Genomic DNA, 20593 nt, shown 5'->3' on the forward strand with positions numbered 1-20593 from the left:
GTTCAGCGCCCACCAGTAATGCTATTTAACGCCTGTTCCTCTGCTTACTTACCTCATGAAATCCACCTAGAATAAACGGAGCTTATTTATGCCCTCAAAGTGTGCAGATATCAGGCTTGTTGCTCAAAAATATAGGTTTTACTTATATTAACTTATACGATTAAGTTATTCTTTTTGCTATTATCCGCTCCAGATATGCAAAAATTGAAATTAAATTGGCCAATTACATGGAATTTTACAAAGCCCGTTTTTATTTTTAATTAATGGGACTAAGTGGCGCGTACTTTGCTGAACCCATTTTAGATTTAGGTGATTTTTCAACAAAGTAAGCTCTGTCACAAACTTGTGATAACACACTCTTCGGATGCCACTTTTTTCTTGCATCCCATTTGCTAGTAAACAGGATAAATTATGCGAGACATAGAATTAACAACCAGCCTAGATGCGTATTACAGGCAGATTAAATCGGTCATTATCGACAAACAGCACCCTATATCAGGGTTGTTGCCAGCCAGTACCGCCATAACTAATCACGGTAATTACCAAGACGCGTGGGTCAGAGATAACGTATACAGTATATTGGCTGTATGGGGTTTAGCCTTAGCCTACCGCCAGCTTGATAATGATGGCGGACGAGGCGTTGAACTCGAGCAGCGCACCGTTAAGCTGATGCGCGGCTTGTTACGTTCAATGATGAGTCAATCAGCAAAAGTAGAGGCCTTTAAAAAAAGTCGCAGCCCGCTCGATTCATTGCATGCTAAATACGACACCGCCACCGGTGAAAATGTGGTGGCAGACGATGAGTGGGGCCATTTACAAATAGATGCGACATCCGTGTTTTTGTTGATGATGACCCAAATGATCACCTCTGGCTTGAATATTATTTGGACTGATGAAGAAGTCTGCTTTGTGCAGAATTTGGTCTATTACATCGAACGGGCGTACCGCACCCCAGATTACGGTATTTGGGAGCGTGGCGCTAAATCTAATAGCGGTAGTGTCGAATTAAATGCCAGTTCATTAGGGATGGCAAAAGCAGCACTTGAGGCTTTATCAGGCTTTAATTTGTTTGGCGCTAAAGGCTCACAAAGCTCAGTACTCCATGTTATTCCTGACAACATTGCTCAGGCAAACATTACGCTAACCGCCATGTTACCCAGAGAGTCAAATACCAAAGAAATTGACGCGGCATTACTCAGTGTTATTGGATTTCCGGCCTTTACCGTTCCTGACTCTGAGCTTGCCAATAAAGTGCGTAACGATATTATTAGCAAGTTAGAAGGCCGTTATGGCTTAAAGCGCTTTTTACGTGACGGCCACCAAACCGAATTGGAAGACGAAGCCCGCCTGCATTATGAAGAACAAGAATTAAAGCAGTTTGAACACATAGAGTCAGAGTGGCCCTTATTTTATGCCTATCTTTATCTTGATGCGATATTCCGTGAAGACCGCACTCAAATTGATCACTACCGAGCCCGTTTAGACGCTGTGTTAGTTGAACAGGATGGTTACCTGCTATTACCAGAACTGTATTATGTCCCACTAGAATCCATAGAGCTTGAAAAGAAAAATCCCGGCTCACAAGACCGATTGCCAAACGAAAACGTCCCCTTGGTATGGGCGCAAAGCCTGTTTTTATTGGGGGCGATGCTAGAAGACGGCTTGTTACGACCTGGCGATTTAGACCCCTTAGGACGTCGTCATGCTCAACCTTTAAAACAACCAGTGGTGCAGCTTATATTTTTGGCTGAAGACCAAGCGTTGCAGGAAGAGTTGGCCACCTTTGGAGTGAGTACGGAAACGCTCAGTGATATTGCCCCTGTTCAAGTCTGTCGACCAGAAGATATTGCCAACGTACACTCTCAAGTGGGGCGTTGTGACAGCCTGGGGTTATCGGGACGGACCTATCGCGTACCTAAGAGTTTAACCACTAGCCGTATTTACATGTTAGAAAAGTCGCGAGTGGTGTGTCTGACCCCTTCTTTTATGCAGCAAGCTTTTTTCCTCAGTTACGATATCGACTTTTTAGTGCGCCGGTTTAAAAGTGAATTACGTTACTTGCAGCGAAATTGGACTGAGTTGGGCCGTCCCACTGTCACGGTGCTATTAACTAAAAACTTGCTTGATGCCGACCGAACGACGTTTTTCGAATTGATGAAACAAGTCGAAGGCGGTGAGGTTGATGGTATAGCGGTCAAACATGGCAAAATGGCACAACTTTCTGCTACCGCAAGCGTAGAGCGAATTGGTAATTTACATGGCTTTAGTTTGCCTGATATGCCCCTAGAGCAGATGTTGGCCACGTCATGTAGGCTCAATGTTAGTGCTAAGCATAGTCCCTTGTCACCCAGTCAAGCACTTGAGATCGATTTGTGCAGTGAGTCGCAGGTTTTAATCGGGCGTTTAGCCCAGGCCAATAACATCTTTGAACAAATTGCTTTGCTCTCAGCCTTGGTTAAGTTACAAAATTTAGATGCTTTGGTTGATATTGACGGCGGAGTGTATTCATTACGTGATTTGATTGAAGAAGTATATTGTCAAGCAGGTCGTTTACGAGTCTGGTCTGTACTGCGTGCTGCTTCTGGTCTGTTAGGGAAATCAGATGGTGATCTAGGTTTAGCCGTGAGTGCCTTGCTGGTAGCACAAAAAATTATTCAGGTAGGACGTTCCTATAGTGACGATTCTCTCATTTCTCGCCCGCTGCAAGATGATGAATTACTTACCAAAATTCAAACCTATTGCCGTGAAGACGCCCGAGACCAAATTTTAACTCAAGAAGTATTGTTGTGTTTGGGATTATTAATTAAAGCTCGTCCTGAGCTATTCAGTGAATTACTGACTATTCGGGTCAGCCATTTAATTATGCTGCTCACCAGTCAAATTGCTCGCGCTGATGATATGGCACCTGATGAAGCCTATGAATGTTTAATGGCCATGCCACCTTCAGTGATTCAAGAGCGTCTAGAGGCGGTGTTAGAAAATTACCAATCATTGGCTGACCTACCGCAAAAAATGGAGCAATTACACGCTAAAGGCAGCTCTGACACCCTACATTGGCAACAAAATTTAGGCCTAGAGCGACTTGTGACACCGGTTGACGGATGGTTAGCATGGCGCCAACACCAAGGTATTATTGACCGCCGTTCGGCTGCATTTAACGAGCAAATATGGTTGATACTGCACCATACAACAGGCTTGGTGATTGGCAATAAAATGGACAAACGCAACCGTATTCACAGCAGTATAGTCTTGAGTGATATGACTCCTGGTGAAGCCGCTTTTGCTTTGTTGACTGAGCACATGCTGAACAATATCCAAGCTGCAGAATATCGTCAATTGACCATTGAAGCGCTTACCGCAGTCGCCAGCTTCTTTGCGCAAAATCCAAGCTTAATTGTGGATGAAGCCATCGTGGTGGATGTGGCAATTGGCCATGCTGTTAACTTAGCCTATTTAAAACAATATCCTGAAAGGGCGTCTAACTATACTGAATATAAGAGCCACGCATGGGAATGTTTCTATGCGCTATCCCCCTTAGAAACCAGTGCGTTTATTGTCTCAGCCTTAAGTAATTTGCTTACTGTGCGTACTGGTGGGCTTGATATGATGGAGCAATCAGATGAGTGTGAACCAATAGCTTAAGCCAGATGGAAAACACTATCTGTAGTGGATGTATTGTGGGAGTTTGCATAAGGCAAACTCCTTGCTCTTTTTTCTAGATTCTACTAAATAATTCAGTAAACTTAAGCGCTACTTTCTCTGCAGTGTTATGTTTTATGCCTGATTGGTCTATTCTCGCGGTCTTCATTCCTACCTTCTTTTTTGTCTCTATCACTCCGGGCTTATGCATGACCTTAGCCATGACCCTGGGCATGAGTGTTGGCATGCGTCGAACCTTGTGGATGATGCTCGGTGAGGTTGTTGGTGTCGCGTTAGTCGCAATTGCTGCAGTAATGGGGGTCGCTACATTAATGCTAAACTTCCCGCAAATATTCATGCTATTCAAATGGGCTGGTGGGGGCTATTTAGCCTATGTGGGAGTGATGATGTGGCGCGCAAAAGCTCAGCCTATTACCAATGAGTATATGCACAAACCACCGAGCAATCTGGCGTTGGTCTCTCAAGGCTTTATTACAGCCATCGCGAATCCCAAAGGTTGGGCGTTTATGATTTCTTTGCTCCCGCCATTTTTGAGCCTCGAGAAGCCAATTAGTATTCAGTTAGGCGTATTTGTTGGCATCATTATGTGCAGTGAATTTTTGTGTATGACTGCCTACGCCAGCGGCGGTAAATCATTACGTTTATTTCTCAATCGCGGCGACAATATTCGATGGTTAAACCGAATCGCTGGGGCGCTATTAATTGGAGTGGGTCTTTGGTTAATTGCCGGATGAAGTATTGCAATGGGTTATTATGCGCTCAGTCATAGATTGCTCGTAGGCAAAGCAATGTGTGATCGTTATACTGAGTTTAGTCATATCGGCTATTGCACATAAAGAGAGAAATAAAATGAATAAACTTGTGTTAATTATATTGGCGATATTTTTGCCACCCATCGCGGTTTTTCTAAAAAGTGGTGTGGGTAAAGATTTGTTGATCAACGTTCTGCTTTGTATCTTATTTTACATTCCAGGCATTGTTCATGCCTTGTGGGTATGCACAAAATAAAGTGACGCTTTACTGGCGTTGAAACTCAGCGCCATGATCGTTAGCATGGCGCCCCTAATTATTTAAGGTTGCCAAGCGAGTACCGCCGAATATATCTAGTGTGTGCTAAGGTCATTCAGGAGGTATAAATGCTCTCTGTGTTTATTATTAACAGTTTAATTGTGGCGATAGTGGTGATGGTACATTATGAGTTTTTGTATCGCATTGTTTTGTATATGCCTCGTCTTAATATCAAACACAGTTACACTATCGTGTTTGGCGTATTCGGAGCCATGATCGCGCACGTCATAGAAATCTGGATTTTTGCCATAGCCTATTACTTGATGAATCTCGCTGAGGGCTGGGGCAAGCTAACAGGCAATTTTAATGGCAGTTTAATGGATTGTGCTTATTTCTCTTTTACCGTGTTCAGTACCGTCGGTTTCGGTGATATTGAGCCCATAGGAAATCTGCGCTATTTAACCGGCATTGAATCGTTAACAGGGCTAGTGTTAATAACGTGGACCGCATCGTTTTTATATTTTGAGATGCAGAAGCATTGGAGCACATTATAAGACTACGCAACAACCTATGAATTTTTGGTTGAGCTAAGCAGTTCTCGGTAGATTTTTAATTTTGTTATGGCTGGTTTTGCAGCGTTGCGCATACGATTCAATATTTTTAACTTTTCAAAATGGTAAAATTTAACGCCTCGAATCAGGTGTGAAAAACCATCAAGCCGTTGGTTGTTTATCCACTCTTTTAGTCCAGGCTCTTTAGACCAGAAAAATTGATTCATCATATTTCGATAAGTCATTTCTATCCAATCGTTGACGTTGTTCGGTAATGGCACCACTTTACTCAATTGATTTTTTTTCTCGTTGTCGTCAAACAATAATTCAAGATGCGCAATAAATGCCGCACTGAAGGTTGGTTGATAAGCTCGCACGGTCTGCAGTTTAATGATCTTATCTTGGAAAACAGGTTCGACAGCTAAATTTGTTATCGCACTGGCGGTGCAGTCTATATATAGGCTGTGAGCTGTAGGCGAATCTGTGCCCTGAGTACAAATAATCTCGGCCGTACTGAGGGATTCGACTCGACCTTTACGCACGATATGCTTAATCCGCCTTATCTGGGCTAATTCGGCTTGGGAAATCGTCGCTCCGTGAAACATTTGTGGCATTACACCCGTATCAAGACGCAGAAATACGCCCGCTTTTTCTAAGCGTAAAAAGAGATCAGTCAGAGATGTCGAGTCCGCAATCGCCTCCATTTGACTCGCTTGTGCGCCAATAGAGTCGCTAAAAAATTCGGCGCTGGGTTGGGTGTTCTTACGGTCTAAAAACCACGCATCTCTGGGCATGAACCAACTAATACTGCTCGGCGCAACTTGGTTTTGCAATAACCATAGACAGGTATCGATTGCCGTTTTCCCGCCACCAAGTAAAGTGAAATGGCTAAAACCATGCTCGGCATTATGTAACACGGTAGGAAGGGCGTTAGGCGGTATCACTGTTAGCTCAGGTGCAGCCGCAAACTGCCTCTGATGAGTAGCCGGAATACTGGTTTTATAATACGTACTGTCGACTAATTTTCTATGGTATTGCACCGTAAATTCAAAGCCCGTGATGAGGTGCTTAACTCGTCCTTCTCCCACGTACTCACACAGAGGCAGATATATCACTCGGCCACTTGCTAATAAGGTATCTCGCATTACATTATCGTAATAAGCCTGAACCTCGGCACCTGTGGCTAATTCACTCAGGCCTTGATTTAAGCCAACATGGTCAATCCTGCCCTGACTGAGTTCTGTAGAATTCACCCCATAAAAGGCAGAAGGTTGGTGTAAGGTCACAAATGAATAGGCGTCAACCCAGTGCCCACCTGGTTTATGTCTATTATCAATAATGATTACCGTGGCGTTTGATTCACTAATTAGCGTATCAACAAATGCCAAACCACTTGCTCCCGCGCCAATAATCACATAGTCGGCTGTATACTTTTCAGACAAAGAAAATTGCATTTCTTGGGCTTTTTTTAACGTACTGGTTGAGCGACATTAACGTCTACGCGCAGAAAATGATACAGGGCATGAGCAAAATCTTTCTTGAGTATCAAGGGCTACTTATTTGCCACGTAAGGTTAAACTGGACATATTTTGCTACACAAAAGCATGGCACCCCCATCTATAAAGTGCTTTGACAATCTGGCTAAGATTGAACACACTAAGACACTGTATTATCGCGATACGAAACTCGTCTGATAGAGCAAATGATGACTTACGTTTTGCGCATTGAGCAATTCAAACCTAAGTGGCTGCTTATTTGCCACATGGTGAAATTGCTGTTTGTAAAATGAGGCTATTAATATGAGTTCTAAGCATGCTGAGCCAACTGATATTATCAGCCAAATCCCCCCTCTTAATACTCAAGCCGATAATCGAGCACCTAAAAATGAGACGGTTGCTGAACTTCAACAGCAGATAAAAGCATTAGAGGCGCAATTACACTCTCAAGCTTACCGCGAACAAATCATTTTAAGCAGTAATAAAATTCTGCAAGCCTTATCAAGACGCAACAATATTGAAGATATTTTGCAATTACAATGTGAACAAGCAGAATTGCTACACCCTGATATGCATTCTTCGGTTTTACGCCTCGATAAGCAAACCAATCAGCTTTTTCACGTGGCTTCAGTTTCCTTACCGCAAGCTTATATCGATGCCATTAATGGAGTAGAGATTGGTGACGGTGTCGGTTCATGTGGCTCTGCGGCCTTTAATAATACCCAAGTTATCGTGGAAGATATTGCCACACATGCCAATTGGCAACCATTTAAGCAATATGCCCTAGATGCCAATTTGCGGGCTTGCTGGTCTCAGCCAATTCATAATGCCGAGGGAAAGGTGTTCGGTACGTTTGCGATGTATTACGAAGAACGTAAAACACCTTCAAAACGCGATCTCGAATACATTGAGGTTCAAGCCCACATTGCTGCTATCGTATTTGAACATAAAGAAACTGAACTATTATTGGCTGAACACCAAGAGAGATTATCGGAGCTGGTGGCCGAAAAAACCGCTAAATTAGAAATTTCTTTGGCTGAATTAAAAGATACCCAAAGACAGCTCATTGAAGCAGAAAAACTCGCCGCGTTAAACGAGTTGGTCGCGGGCGTTGCACACGAAATTAATACCCCACTTGGTATAGCGATTACCTCTATTTCAACCTGTGAAGACAGTTTAAAACAAACACTTAAGGCCTTTGAGCACAGCAGTTTAAAGCGCAGCGATTTACAACGTTATTTCACCACTACCAAAGACTTGCAATCTATCAGCATGACCGCGTTAACAAGGGCGAGTGAAATAGTGCGAGATTTTAAATCTGTTGCCGTGGATCTTGGCAGTAATGAAAACCGCCAAATTAACCTACAGCAATACATCAAAGAAATCATGCATACCATTAGTCCTAATTACAAACGTTCCCCCATTGAGATTAGTTATCAAGTAGAACAAAACGGTGAGTTTGTTACTCATCCAGGCTCAATATTTCAAATTATTAGTAACTTAATCCAAAACAGTATTATTCATGGCTTCGAAGGTCGAGAACAGGGGCACGTCAAATTACACGCTAGTGTATTATATGCACAAAAGTGTGTGCGTATTAGTGTGGCAGACGACGGCATTGGCATGAGTGAACCTATACTTGAAAAAATATTCACGCCGTTTTTTACCACTAAACGAGGTCAAGGTGGCAGCGGGCTTGGATTAAGCATTGTGCACAATCTGGTGGTAAAAAAGTTGCAAGGGGATATTCAGGTGAAAAGTACCTTAGGTAAGGGCAGTGAGTTTATTATTACCTTGCCTTTAGATTTACCCGCTAGATCCAATTAACTACTGGCTTGTGCGGTGCTCTTCTAAAAATTTACTCAGCACACCAACGGATTGTTGTGGGTCTTCTTCCTGGGGCACATGACCAAGAAGTGGAAAAATATGCACCTGACTATTGTTGATCGCCTGGTGAAAATGTTCGGCGAGGTGCGCAGGAATGAGACGGTCTTTTTGGCCCCATAAAATGAGGGTAGGCACCTTAATTTCTGCCATTCGTTTTACCATCGCGCCTGGACGAGTTTGTTTAAATCGTTCGGCTAAGGCGTCTCTATTGCCCGCTCGGGTGGTCAGTTCAAAGTAACGATCAATCAGTTCTTCACTGACTAAACTTGGATCGCCATAAACATTCCTAACACTGCTAGCGACCAGCGAACGGGGTAAAAAGCCGTGCATGATCTGATTGAGAATCGGTGTTTTAGCGATTTTAAAAGCCAAAGGCAACGATTCGGATTCATAGGGATAACCGCTAGGATCAACTAACACTAAGTTTTTAATGCGATTGGGATACAGAACGGCAGTGGCCCACGCAATATATCCACCTAAGGAGTTCCCGGCTAAGGTGGCTTGTTCTATATTGAGGCTATCGAGTACATTCATCACCGTCTGCGCATAAGACTCAATACGATAGTCGTTATCGACAGCGGGTCCGGTTAAGCCAAAACCGGGCAGGTCAAAGCGAATTACTCGATGTTGCTGTTCAACTAAGGCCTGTGTCCAGCCGTCCCAAGTATGCAGGGACGCGCTAGTGCCATGAAGTAATATAATCGGTGCAGGATCATCACGGGGCCCTTCATCTCTCAGATGAACTTGCAAGCCATTGATATCAATAAACTGCGAAGGCGATGGTGCCCAACGGGCGCTAAGCTCGTCGACAGAGCGGTCAGGCTGATTATGCACAACCCGGTAGCCAAAAGCGGCAAGCAACACCACAAGTAACATCAAGCCAATTAAACGCAGAATTTTTTTCATCATAGAACAACGACAACATTAATGAAGCGTTAGACTGTAGCTCATTGGCCAACATTCTCGAAATATTTATGCCGATTAGGCAAAATTTGCTTTTAGCTCTAAGCGCATTTAAAGCCTAAAAAGCCGCACTTTTCTTAGGGTATAACTTAAGCCCTCGTTATACTGCTCGCCTAAAACTGGGCGTTTCTGACTGACTATTTTTCTGTTTCCGGCACTGACGAGTGTCTTGGGCCAATGGGGACATTGATTTTCGCTCTGCTGTGCTGCTTTAGTTCGACATTCTAGCTTGGCTCGTTGCGTCATTACTGCATATTCCTTGTTACATTCGACCATGAGTTTTAATTATCGAGTTGTTGCTCGTCCTAGCGGGTATATTTTGCCTTGTTTGGGCAGCCTCCACAACCGGGTTGTTTTATACTCGTCTGGTTTTTTACATCACACCACTAACGATGGGTTCAAAAGCCGTTAGGCTATCGAGCAAAGCACTATTACCTAAACCATGGCGTGGAAATAGGGTGGCAAATTGACCTTGCTCACCATGTAGTGCCATGTAATTTAAAATCACGGTTTCGACTAATAGGTTAACATTATTGGCGGCAGGAGAACTGGCTGTTTCAACCGAAGCGTCGCTGCGCATATAACCAATTTGCTGATGTTTGGCTTGTTGGTCGCTGGTATTCCCGATGAGCTGAGGTGTGCCACTGGGATTATAAACAAGGAAAAAAGACGCCGCCGTTGATGAGTTGTCTCCTGTCCACACCCCTTTGCCTCGACCGTTGGTGGAATCATCAATCATGCCATTGCTGGCCACTGCCCCATCGCTGCAAACATACATCATTAGCGGAACGCCTTTACGTGCGGCGTATTCTAAACAAGCACCCATACAACGACCTGCACGCAAATCGCGTGTTTCGCCGGTTGCTCTATCACCAGTATGGTAGTCAAAACCACCCATGGTAATCGTGCCTGCGCCGGCATAACCGTTAATCACCAGTTTTATCATTGAGGCCGTTTTTCGATATTCTCCCTCATTGGCAAATTCTTCCTCGCTAAAAATACCTTGGTCACCCACCAAATCGGCATCCAGTGTTGGATTTAAGGTAGAGGGATCACCAAATCTATCAGTAATATCGGCACTTTTCACATAGCCACAGTTGACCAGATCTTTGAGCACTTCGTCAGTGGTAATCTGGCTATTGACCTTGCCCAGTTTCATGGCACTGATGCGTTGAATAGACTCCATGACCGCCACGGAGTCTTGCTGACTTAAGAGTCCAACTAAATCGCCAGTATCCACTAAACCTGTAACATCTGAAGGACGATCAATTTTGGTGGGGCGTTTACTTGAGTCAATCATCATGGCAGGCGCCATGGAGTTGCCACCGGAGTCACTATTACGGGTGCCAATCAAGCTTAGTAAACTGCCGTCAGCGCCCACCTTGTTTATGCCATACATGGGATTGTGCGGATTGTTGCCTGTGTCGTTTTCAGAGCGAGCGGGAATAACCGCGCCATTGACATTGGCCCGATTCGTGACCGAAAACTTGTCTTGTATACCCCGTAAAAAAGCACTGTCGGCATGAAAGGCTAAGCCCAATTCAGTATTGATAAAATCACTTAGTCCGGTGTTTGGGTTAGCAATCGCAGGCACCATGTCGCCCGGTATGCCCAATTTGCTATAACCCGCGGTACTTAAAAAATCGAGTTGCCCGCCGCGGCCACCTACTAATACATTCGAGCCTGCAATATTGGCACCTCCGGCCAAATCAAACACAATAAAAGGAATTTTACCTGCGCCTTGTGAAGCAATGCCACAACTGCTTTTTAAGGCTTCTAAATCCGGTGACAAGGCCGCATAAGCCTTACTTGGATTGGCAAAAAGACTCAACACAGAACCGCTGCAAAACGTGCCTAAACCCGCCATAAATCCTTGTGCAATAAAATCACGACGAGAGATGGGTTTGCTATGACAAGCATGCCGAAGCGGTTCGTTAAGGCCAAAATGCTTTTTCGTTTTGTTCATCACTTATTCCTCAGCCTTATTGCACGGTTAGGGCAGCACTGCCCAGCGCTGAGGCGCACAGTGCTTTCACAATGGTTTTGGTGTAATTGGCATCGCATACTTTGCCGCCTGAGCAATCGCTTAATTTGTCTGTTAAGGCATCAAGCTCACTAATAACCGCATTGGTGTCGGGCTGATTGCCAATGTTTTGGCCAATAATACCTTGCATAATAGGTGTAAAAATTAAGGCTCGGTCTTGGTTAATAAACGCTGAGCTTGCCGCTTGGTTAAAGTCAAAGCCGCTAAAAAACGTACCACGTAAGCTGCTGCTCTCAAGCAGTTGATCACAGTATTTAATGGCCAGTTGGGTTACCGCCATTTGATTGGAGGCTAAGAAACTGTCGAGTTGCGTGACCGAAGGCAACTGCTGTTTGAGTTGCTCATAAGCCGCTTTTACCGAACTGTTGTTGGTCGAAACGCCAGTGGTGGCCGCCATGCTGGCGTTGATTTCAGCAAAATCGCGCATGCCAATTTGTGCCTGAGGTACTAAATCGACACTGGTCGCAGGCGCTGAGGGTAGGGCTTCAATCCGAACATTGGATTGTTCACCTACTACTTCAAAGGTTAAGAAAAATTCATCCTGCTCAGCCCCTTTTTCCAGCGGAATAATTGTGCCTAGGCGCGATAAAGCTTGGCCTTCACCGGCAACATACTCATTGCTATTGACCCTCACATCTAGATTTTTGAATACCTGGCCCACATTAGCTTCACGGCCATTAATACCAATTCGCATGCCTTTTAACGCTAGAGTGCTTATATCAGCATTTTCATCCAAAGAGATAAAAAACGGCTCGCTAAACAAATAGCTGTAGCTGTCGTAAAGACTGGTTTCTAACACGATGTAACTTTGGTTGATACCGCTTAGTTCACTGATATCAAACAGTAAAAAGAATTTTTGTCCGATACCAACATCGAAGTTTTGGCTGACTTGCTCAGCGCTTAATACGCGATTATGAATCGCGACCATGCGAATAGAGCCTGCCCATGGAAAGTCACCTGAGACTTCACTGCCAAGAGCAAAGGCATAGCTATCATTCCAGGCACTTAAATCACTGGCTTCAATTGAGTCGCTATCTTGGGTAAATACGCCATTGACAAACAGTTGACGTCCGTTGATGGGATCATAGTTCAGCACCACGTGTTGCAAACTCGCTTGTAATACTTCATCGGCATCAGCAGTAGACAGTGCAGGTTGCCCATTGCTGTCGGTATTGCCGGTACGTAACAAGGCATTGTAGTTATACAAGGTTTGACCCAAGGTAAAATTGCGCTTATCTGTGCCTCCCGAATAGCTGACGATGCGCGCAGGTCCTTCTTGGGTCACATTGGCAGGCACAAGCCATGTTTCGATAGCAAACTCACCAGTAGCGGTAATCAGGTCATGTAATTTTTTACTACTACTGGTAGAGCCTTGCGCCTTGGCATTTACCAACTGTATCCCCCAGCCATTGATCCAGCTAAAACCACCTGATAGATTCAAGTTAATGGCCGGCTCAACACCGCTGGTATCAAAGGCGGTACTACCAGAGCCGGTTTTAAATTCCCATTTGGCAATCAGGTCTTTTTCAAAACGTCCGCCGCCCGTGGCAAGGGTGCCTTCAAATAAACTAAGGGCTTTACTGTTTATCAAACTCGCATCGAGCTGAGTGACATCAATGCCATCAGCCATGGCCTGAATTGCAGTGATAAGCGCGTCTGCGTTACTGGCGCAATCACTCCAACAGTTATGAAATTCGTCTCGAAGGCGACCAACAAAACGTGAATTAGCCGGTGTATCCAACTCTATTCTCGCTTTAGCTGCTTCATAGGCTTCATCGATGTCGCTAGAGGCAAAATAGGGAGAGATAGGAATTGAGGCTGAATTGGTATGGCAATTTGCACAGTAGGTTTCTAGTACGGGATAAACCGTCTCGTTAAATAAACGGCTATCGGCTGGGAAGTTTTTATTCGCTCCTGGCTCTTTTGCCATTGGGGCTTCAAGTTGGATTTTATTGGCGGTGTTTTCAATCTGAGCCCAATTGTTGATCCACGTCGTCATAATATCGGCACAGGCTGATGCGCTGGCCAGCCAGCAGTTATGGCCGCCAGCGACCTTTGCAACCAAACTAGAGTCTTGCGCAGATCGCAGATTAACCAAATTGTTTGCCGCACTATAAGCTAGGTTTACATCATCGTTACGAGCAAAATACGGGCTTTGTTGGTCTTGTACGTGACACGCACCGCAACGTTCTTTACCGCTAATGTTATCCCACAGGGCGAGTTTAAATTGTTGCACATCGGCGGTCGCCGCCACAGGGCCTGAGTACGTTATTGGAGACGTGTCGACGGGGGCAGGCATAGGCGTTTGAACAACTTGAGTTGTGCCCCCGCCACAGGCACTTAAAAGCAAAGTACTAAATACCACTGCGGTGCACGATAAAATATAAGGGCGATGAAAAAAACGTGAGAATAACCCGTTATTAGCCATGATTATTCTCCCTTACAATAGGTGGCAGAATCGGCAAACACGCCTTTTATCTGGTAATTATTTTGTTGAAAGTGAGCCGTCATAGTACTGATTTGTGCGCGGTCTTGAGCATCTTGCGGGCGACGTAAACACACATTTTCAAACACTTTGCTTACTTGGCACTGAGCAAATTGTTGGCTATTCGCCAGCTCCCAACCCATGGACTTGGCCCCACTTCCTGAAGCAGGCAAACGTTGATCCCAACCTAGGTTGTAGTTAAGGCCCTCTCGCCAATAGTTGCTCCAATTGTCATTGTCGGTGCTAAATCCATAGGGAAAATTATTGCTATTAATATGGTATTTACCTTGCACTCGACTGCCCGTTTGTGGGTCTTGCTGACCGGCTGCGAGGTATTGCAAATTGCCGTTTTCACCCTCGGGATCGCTATCAACATCATATTGATAATTGTAATAGGCGAAGGCTTGAGCCAAAGGATCCATGCCTGCATGGCAGCCCACACAGGAGTTGTTAAATATGCGACTATCGCCGCCAGGACTTCGGCTGACGTCTTGGCGAATTCTATCAGGTGCTCGGCTCGTATCTTTCAAGCCTTCTAAGTCGGTACAAAGGTGATTCATCAAGGTAAAACGGAACATGGCACGATTGGTTCCATCTTTAAAAAAGGCTTTGGCCGCGGCGCGGGTTGTCATTACACCTGCAGTGGCATCAGGTGGCAGCCCGGTTTGTGCAGATTGGCTAGAGGCTTCTAATACTGTTTGTAGGTCGAGGCCTTGATCGTCTATTGCCTGGTACAGAGCATTGTTATTCATACTATACGTAGGCAAGTTATAGTGGTTTTTGGCCACATATAAAATGTCACCCGCTAATACCTGCCTAAAATCAATGTCGTCTCTGACCATACCAATGACTGTGGCGGTGTAGTCATTGAGCGGAACAAAGATATCCGCTTCTTCATTCGTCCAAGGGCTAACCCAATTTTTAAGGGTCACGGAATAAAACGCTGGGTGGTTCATGGCCAAATAGGCAGCTTGATTAATTTGGCCCTGTGCAATCAGTACACTCATTTGCTCAAGGACATCAGCAGAAGGCGGCACGCCCGTTAAGCGGTCATGCATGCGTTTGGCTTGTTCTCTTTCACCCGCCAACGACGGTGAGGAAAGAGTCAGACCAGCAAGCAACAACATCACAGTGGTTAACACCCCCATGATGCCTAACGAGCCGAGTTGCCTAAATAGCTTTTTCAAACTGAAGCTCCTGCGTAAATAGAGAGATTAAAGGCTTAATTTGAAGTGGCGTAAATATGTACAATGAGCAATAGGTCTAGTTACTAATACCTTATACAGCACAGATATTGCCAGCTTACTACCACCTCATCTGCAAGCCGCGATGGCTTTAGCACATACCGCACCAGTATGGTGATAGCCTTACAAAGTAGGTGCTAACTAATAAAATGGTCATTAAACGATGCGAGTAACAGGGTTTTTAGTTGTCGATAGCAGACGCTGACTCGGCAGAAATGTGCTGTTGCAGCCAAGCTAATTAGTAAACACCTGACGTTGCTGGTGTGCAAGGGAGGGCTTACCTTGTGCTTGGTGTCACTAATAAGGCACTGTTTGTTTTAGGCTAACACGCTAAGAATAAAATAGCGGGGTAATCTGCGTTTGTGACTTTTTAGTTTGCTTGGGTATTAAATTTTATTACTTATGTTAGCGTAGATAATTGAGTGAATATTTTAAGCGTGGCAGGATATGATTCTCTTAATGGCATTATTGCTCAGACTTGTTGCAAGCTAACGACAGTTTACATTGGCTTGATGGTTGATAGTCTTAGCAGTAGTACGCACACTTCACAATGCACCAGATAGGACGCAAAACGCCAGTGACTATGTTTCATGCCTACCCTACGTATATCAAGATACTGCTTAGTTGTTTGCTCACAAACAGTATTTTAGGTTGTGGTGGTGATAAGGTGCTGCCAAATGATCAAGCGCCTGATCCGGTTGTGGTCGACGTGCCATTAGCCTTTATTAAGCGCAGTTTACCCTTAGATGCAAATGGCGAGATAGTCAGTCAAGACTTGCGCCGCTTAAATGATTTTGTGCCAGGAGCGGCGCTATATATTAAAGCACGTGCTTCGGCCACCGCGGTCGAGCGCAATATCACTGACCGTGCTTTTTTTAGTGCACAAGAAATCGCAGACGCTACGCCCGACAATCCCTTAGCCGCCTACGATGTTAAAGATCTAGAAGTGTCTTATGATGGCCAAACCTTACTATTTGCCATGCGTGCCCCAGAAATTGAAGGGGCAGATGAGGACGAGCAAGCTACTTGGAATCTATGGCAGTATCATCTAGAGAGCGACATCTTAGAACGCGTCATCAGTAATGATGCCTTAGCTGAAGAGGGGCAAGATACCGCGCCAGTTTATTTAGCAGATGGAAGAATTGTATTTAGTTCTACTCGTCAACAAGCTAACCAAGCCATTTTACTCGATGAAAACAAACCCCAATACCAAGCCTTGGATGAGCGGCGTAATCAAACCGCGTCGGTATTGCATGTTATCAATCCCGATGGCAGCGATATAAAACAAATTTCTTTTAATCAAAGCCATGATCTCGACCCCACGGTACTAAGTTCAGGCAAAATTTTGTTTAGTCGTTGGGACAATGCCGGTAACAACAACAGTGTTAATATTTATCAGATGAATGCTGATGGCAGCGAGTTAGAGTTAATGTACGGCAGGCACAGCCACGTAAGTGAGCGCTCTACCCAAGCTTTGCAATACAGTCAACTACGTGAATTACCCGGTGGCAATATACTGAGTGCACTTCGACCCGTGGTAAATGAGCATTGGGGCGGCGATTTTGTCGAAATTAATATTCAGCAATTTATCGATCGTCAAACACCGCTTACCGGGCAAAGTGGCAATGGTTCGGCTGAACAAGTCGTTTTGTTTGACAATATCGTGATTGATGGTGCGCTGTCAGCGGGAGGGCGTTTTTCAGCAGTTTACCCCTTATGGGATGGCAGTGAACGCATCTTGTTTAGTTGGAGCCAATGCCGAGTCTACGATCCTGAAGCTTCGGTCGATGAAGGCGAGCCTCGTCCTATTTTACCTTGTACGCCCGCCTTACTGGCCACGCCTGACATTCAAGCCGCACCCCTGTTATATGGCCTGTGGATGTACGACCCCATCGACAATACTCAATTGGTTGTAGCTGTGCCACAAGAGCAACAAATGTACAGCGAAGTACTTGCCATGCAAGCGCGCGCTTTTCCGGGCAATGCTCAGCAAAGTGCTGACTTTGACGCAGCGCTGGCCGTGGCTGACTTAGCGCAGGTCCATATTCGAAGCGTATATGACTTTGCTGGGGTAGATAACTCGCCACAAGGTTTGGCTGTCTTGGCCGATCCTACGCAAACCACTGTGGCTCAGCGCCCCGCGCGATTTTTACGGGTTGTGAAAGCGGTATCGCAGCCCGATGACAGTACTCGTGATATCAGTAACTCAGCCTTTGGCCGCAGCACGGGCCAATTGATGCGTGAAATTATTGGTTACGTCCCTGTCGAGCCTGATGGCTCAGTACTGATGACCTTACCAGCTAATGTGCCTGTGGCCTTTAGTATTCTGGATGGTGATGGTAAACGCGTGAGTGAGCGTCATCAAAATTGGTTGCAGTTTGCCCCAGGTGAAGTGCGCAGCTGTAATGGTTGTCATACCCAAGCTAGCACCTCAGCTCATGGCCGTTTTGACGCAGAGGCCAGCAGCATTAATCAAGGGGCAGCCAGCACCGGCCTGCCATTCCCCAATACCAATCCAGCCTTGTTCGCTGAACTAGGCGAAACCATGGCACAAACGGCGGGGCGCATTAATGGTCTTAGTTACCCCAATGCTGATATTGAGTTTAGCGATATTTGGAATGACCCAGCCACTCAAGCACCTGCAGCGGGGTTCACTATGGCCTACGGCGATTTAACCACGCCACTGCCTATTACCCCGAGCTGTGCCACCAATTGGACAGCCTTGTGCCGCATTCAAATTAATTACCCAGAGCACATTCAGCCCCTGTTTGACGCCGAGCGTCCTGTGTTAGCCGAAGATGGGGTAAGCGAATTAGACAATCATCGTTGCACGAGCTGTCATGCTCCGGTCGATGCCGCCGAACTGGCACAGGTGCCAGCGGCACAACTGGATTTGAGCAGTAGTACCTCAACGGAGAATCCCGACCAATTCACCAGTTATCGTGAACTGATGTTCACTGACAATGAGCAAGAGATCATTGAAGGCTTATTGCTTGAGCGATTGGTTGAGGTAAGCGACGCCAACGGTGATACCGTGTTTGAGCGTGATGAAGACGGTGAGCTAATTTTAGATGAAGTAGGCCAGCCCATAGCCCTATTAACCACTGTGGCGGTAAGTAACACGATGTCAGTCAATGGCGCTCACGCCAGTGCGGATTTTTTCTTGCCCTTTAATGCCAGCGGAAGTCATTATACTTGGCTCAGTCCGGTAGAATTAAAGCTTATTGCAGAATGGTTAGATATAGGTGGACAATATTACAACAATCCCTTTGCGGCACCGGTAAATTAATGAATAAACAGTCACAAGGATATGCAGTGATCAAGTGTAAAAGCGCGGGCTTGTGGGGCATATGCTTGCTGCTGCTTTGTTGGTCGTTTAATGGCCATGCAGAAGCGCCGATTCAAGTACAAGTAAGAACCGCTTATGTTGATATGCGTTCTGGCCCCGCCGGCGGTTATCCGGTGATTGCAGTAGCTAAGCAAGGGCAGTGGCTTACAGTCCTCAAGCAGCGCACAGCGTGGTTTAAAGTAGAAAATGAAAAAGGCCAACAAGGCTGGATCAGTCAAGACGACTTACACCTCACCCTAGACAGCAATTTAGCACCGGTAAAACTGTCTGATGGCTCATTTGAAGACTTTAGCCAACGCCAATTTGAAGTGGGGGCGATGGCGGGCTCCTTCGATGGCGTACCTAGTATTAGCGTTATCGGTAATTGGCTGGCCACCGAAAATATCGCCTTAGGCATTAATATTACGCAAGCCGTGGGCACTTACTCTGAAAATCAATTGGCGCTGGTGAACATCAGGCATAACGCCTTTCCAGAGTGGCGCTTAGCGCCTTATTTTGTAGTAAGCGCCGGTAAGATTTGGACAAGCCCTAAGGGTAGTTTAGTGCAAAGTGGCGATGAAAAACGCAGCGCCAATGTGCTCTCGGCTGGATTGGGTTTGCGCTACTATTTAGCACGTAACTTTTTGGTTAAGTTGGAATATAACAGTTTATTGGTCAAAACCGACCGAGACACAAACGAGGAATTGGCACAATGGCAATTAGGTTTCGCAGTCTTTTTTTAATCTCGCTAGTGGTGCTGTGTGCATGCCCCGCCTTAGCCCAAGAATCCAGTGTTATCGAGCCACAGCCCGAGCGCCGAGAAATAAATGAAGCCAATATTGATACAGAAAATTTCGAATTTGGCTTAGTGGCAGGCGTGATCAGCATTGAAGATTTTTCGACAAGTGCCATCGTCGGCGCCCGTTTAGCGTTTCATATTAACGAAGATTTTTTTGTGGAAGCCGCTTACGAGCAAGCGACCGCAGGGCAAACCAGCTTTGAATTACTCAGCGGTGGAGCGCCGCTGTTAACCGAAGATGAGCGCAACTATCGTTATTACAACCTGGGTTTGGGTTACAACTTAAACGGCGAAACGTTTGTCACTGACAGCTTGGTCATTAACTCGGCTGCCTATTTTATTATTGGTGCAGGCAGTACCGAATTTGGAGGTGACGAGCGTTTTACCGTAAGTTTAGGGGCAGGTTATCGGGTTTTACTCACTGATTACTTTTCGCTACGAGTTGAGCTGAAAGACCACCTGTTTAACAGCGAATTAATCGGCGATGAAAAGACCACACACAATATTCAGTATGGCCTGGGTGCGACGTTCTTTTTTTAAAAACCACAAAGCAGTAGAGACCGAATGATGAGTCAATTTTTTTATGTTATAGCGCACAGTTTATCGCCGAGGGTATCGCTTGGTAGTGTGCGCGCTTTTATGGCCTCAATGTTCTTGAGTGTATTAGTGCTTGCTCAACCAAGTGCGTTGGCAGCCGGTAAAACAGAGCTCGCCCCTGATTTTACCCTAGCCAGTAAAAATGACGGCAATATGCGTTTGCAAGAGCAGCGAGGCAATGTGGTGTTAATTAACTTTTGGGCATCGTGGTGCGGACCTTGTCGTGAAGAGCTGCCCTTGCTCGAAAAACTGCAGCAAGACTATGCAGACTTAGGATTTACCATTTTGGCCATAAATGTGGATAAAACCCCGGCCAAAGCTGAAGTCTTATTAAGCGACATCGCAGTAACCTTTCCGGTATTGTTTGACCCTGATGCCAAGGTCAGTAAATTGTATGATGTCAGCGCCATGCCCACTACGGTCATTGTAGACAGAGATGGCTACCAGCGCTTGTTGCACAAAGGCTATAAAAGTGGTGATGTGGCAAAATACGAAATCATTATTAAAACCTTATTAAGAGAATAATCTGCT

General features: G+C 45.4%; 14 protein-coding genes. 9 read left to right on the forward strand and 5 right to left on the reverse strand.

The genetic code is table 11. The annotated features are described in order from the left end of the window. Positions 1 to 411: 411 nt before the first annotated feature. From ACEN2L_RS13345 to ACEN2L_RS13360, 4 genes are all read left to right on the forward strand, one after another. Entirely contained in the window at positions 412 to 3642 is a 3231-nt protein-coding gene (locus ACEN2L_RS13345; RefSeq protein WP_306021798.1) for a glycoside hydrolase family 15 protein, read from the forward strand. 134 nt (positions 3643 to 3776) lie between these two features. Beyond that, positions 3777 to 4394 carry a LysE family translocator gene (locus tag ACEN2L_RS13350; RefSeq protein WP_441744352.1) on the forward strand — a complete coding sequence of 206 codons (618 nt, stop codon included), beginning with the start codon at positions 3777 to 3779 and terminating at the stop codon, positions 4392 to 4394. Between the two features lie 115 nt (positions 4395 to 4509). Then, positions 4510 to 4668 carry a YqaE/Pmp3 family membrane protein gene (locus ACEN2L_RS13355; protein ID WP_306021796.1) on the forward strand — a complete coding sequence of 53 codons (159 nt, stop codon included), beginning with the start codon at positions 4510 to 4512 and terminating at the stop codon, positions 4666 to 4668. 128 nt (positions 4669 to 4796) lie between these two features. Continuing rightward, positions 4797 to 5222, forward strand: a complete 426-nt coding sequence (locus ACEN2L_RS13360) for an ion channel (protein ID WP_441744354.1) — start codon at positions 4797 to 4799, stop codon at positions 5220 to 5222. Between the two features lie 14 nt (positions 5223 to 5236). Here ACEN2L_RS13360 and ACEN2L_RS13365 read toward each other — a convergent pair whose 3' ends face one another. Then, positions 5237 to 6673 carry an NAD(P)-binding protein gene (locus ACEN2L_RS13365; RefSeq protein ID WP_441744356.1) on the reverse strand — a complete coding sequence of 479 codons (1437 nt, stop codon included), beginning with the start codon at positions 6671 to 6673 and terminating at the stop codon, positions 5237 to 5239. Positions 6674 to 7018: 345 nt separating this feature from the next. Here ACEN2L_RS13365 and ACEN2L_RS13370 point away from each other — a divergent pair, with 345 nt between their 5' ends. Further along, a complete protein-coding gene (locus ACEN2L_RS13370; protein ID WP_441744358.1) occupies positions 7019 to 8542 on the forward strand; it encodes a GAF domain-containing sensor histidine kinase in 1524 nt (507 codons plus the stop codon). Here ACEN2L_RS13370 and ACEN2L_RS13375 read toward each other — a convergent pair whose 3' ends face one another. The 4 genes from ACEN2L_RS13375 to ACEN2L_RS13390 all read right to left on the reverse strand — a co-directional run bounded on the left by ACEN2L_RS13375 (position 8543) and on the right by ACEN2L_RS13390 (position 15281). Next, positions 8543 to 9511 (reverse strand): alpha/beta fold hydrolase, encoded by a 969-nt coding sequence (locus ACEN2L_RS13375; RefSeq protein WP_441744360.1) that lies wholly within the window; start codon positions 9509 to 9511, stop codon positions 8543 to 8545. A gap of 427 nt (positions 9512 to 9938) precedes the next feature. Then, positions 9939 to 11531, reverse strand: a complete 1593-nt coding sequence (locus tag ACEN2L_RS13380; protein ID WP_441744362.1) for a hypothetical protein — start codon at positions 11529 to 11531, stop codon at positions 9939 to 9941. 16 nt (positions 11532 to 11547) lie between these two features. Continuing rightward, positions 11548 to 14037, reverse strand: coding sequence for a LamG domain-containing protein (locus ACEN2L_RS13385; RefSeq protein ID WP_441744364.1), 2490 nt, complete (start codon positions 14035 to 14037; stop codon positions 11548 to 11550). 2 nt (positions 14038 to 14039) lie between these two features. After that, a complete protein-coding gene (locus ACEN2L_RS13390; protein WP_441744366.1) occupies positions 14040 to 15281 on the reverse strand; it encodes a hypothetical protein in 1242 nt (413 codons plus the stop codon). Positions 15282 to 15921: 640 nt separating this feature from the next. Here ACEN2L_RS13390 and ACEN2L_RS13395 point away from each other — a divergent pair. From ACEN2L_RS13395 to ACEN2L_RS13410, 4 genes are read left to right on the forward strand one after another with little or no spacing between them, the layout of a single operon-like run. Further along, entirely contained in the window at positions 15922 to 18627 is a 2706-nt protein-coding gene (locus tag ACEN2L_RS13395) for a hypothetical protein (RefSeq protein WP_441744490.1), read from the forward strand. Continuing rightward, a complete protein-coding gene (locus tag ACEN2L_RS13400) occupies positions 18627 to 19409 on the forward strand; it encodes an SH3 domain-containing protein (protein ID WP_441744368.1) in 783 nt (260 codons plus the stop codon). Before ACEN2L_RS13395 ends, ACEN2L_RS13400 begins: the two co-directional genes overlap by 1 nt. Beyond that, entirely contained in the window at positions 19379 to 20005 is a 627-nt protein-coding gene (locus ACEN2L_RS13405) for an outer membrane beta-barrel domain-containing protein (protein ID WP_441744369.1), read from the forward strand. The genes ACEN2L_RS13400 and ACEN2L_RS13405 overlap by 31 nt, the downstream gene beginning before the upstream one ends. Positions 20006 to 20029: 24 nt before the next feature. Then, positions 20030 to 20587, forward strand: a complete 558-nt coding sequence (locus ACEN2L_RS13410; protein ID WP_441744371.1) for a TlpA family protein disulfide reductase — start codon at positions 20030 to 20032, stop codon at positions 20585 to 20587. Positions 20588 to 20593: the final 6 nt, after the last annotated feature.

It is taken from the genome of Flavobacterium sp. W21_SRS_FM6, from assembly GCF_052119645.1.
Classification (GTDB): domain Bacteria; phylum Pseudomonadota; class Gammaproteobacteria; order Enterobacterales; family Alteromonadaceae; genus Paraglaciecola.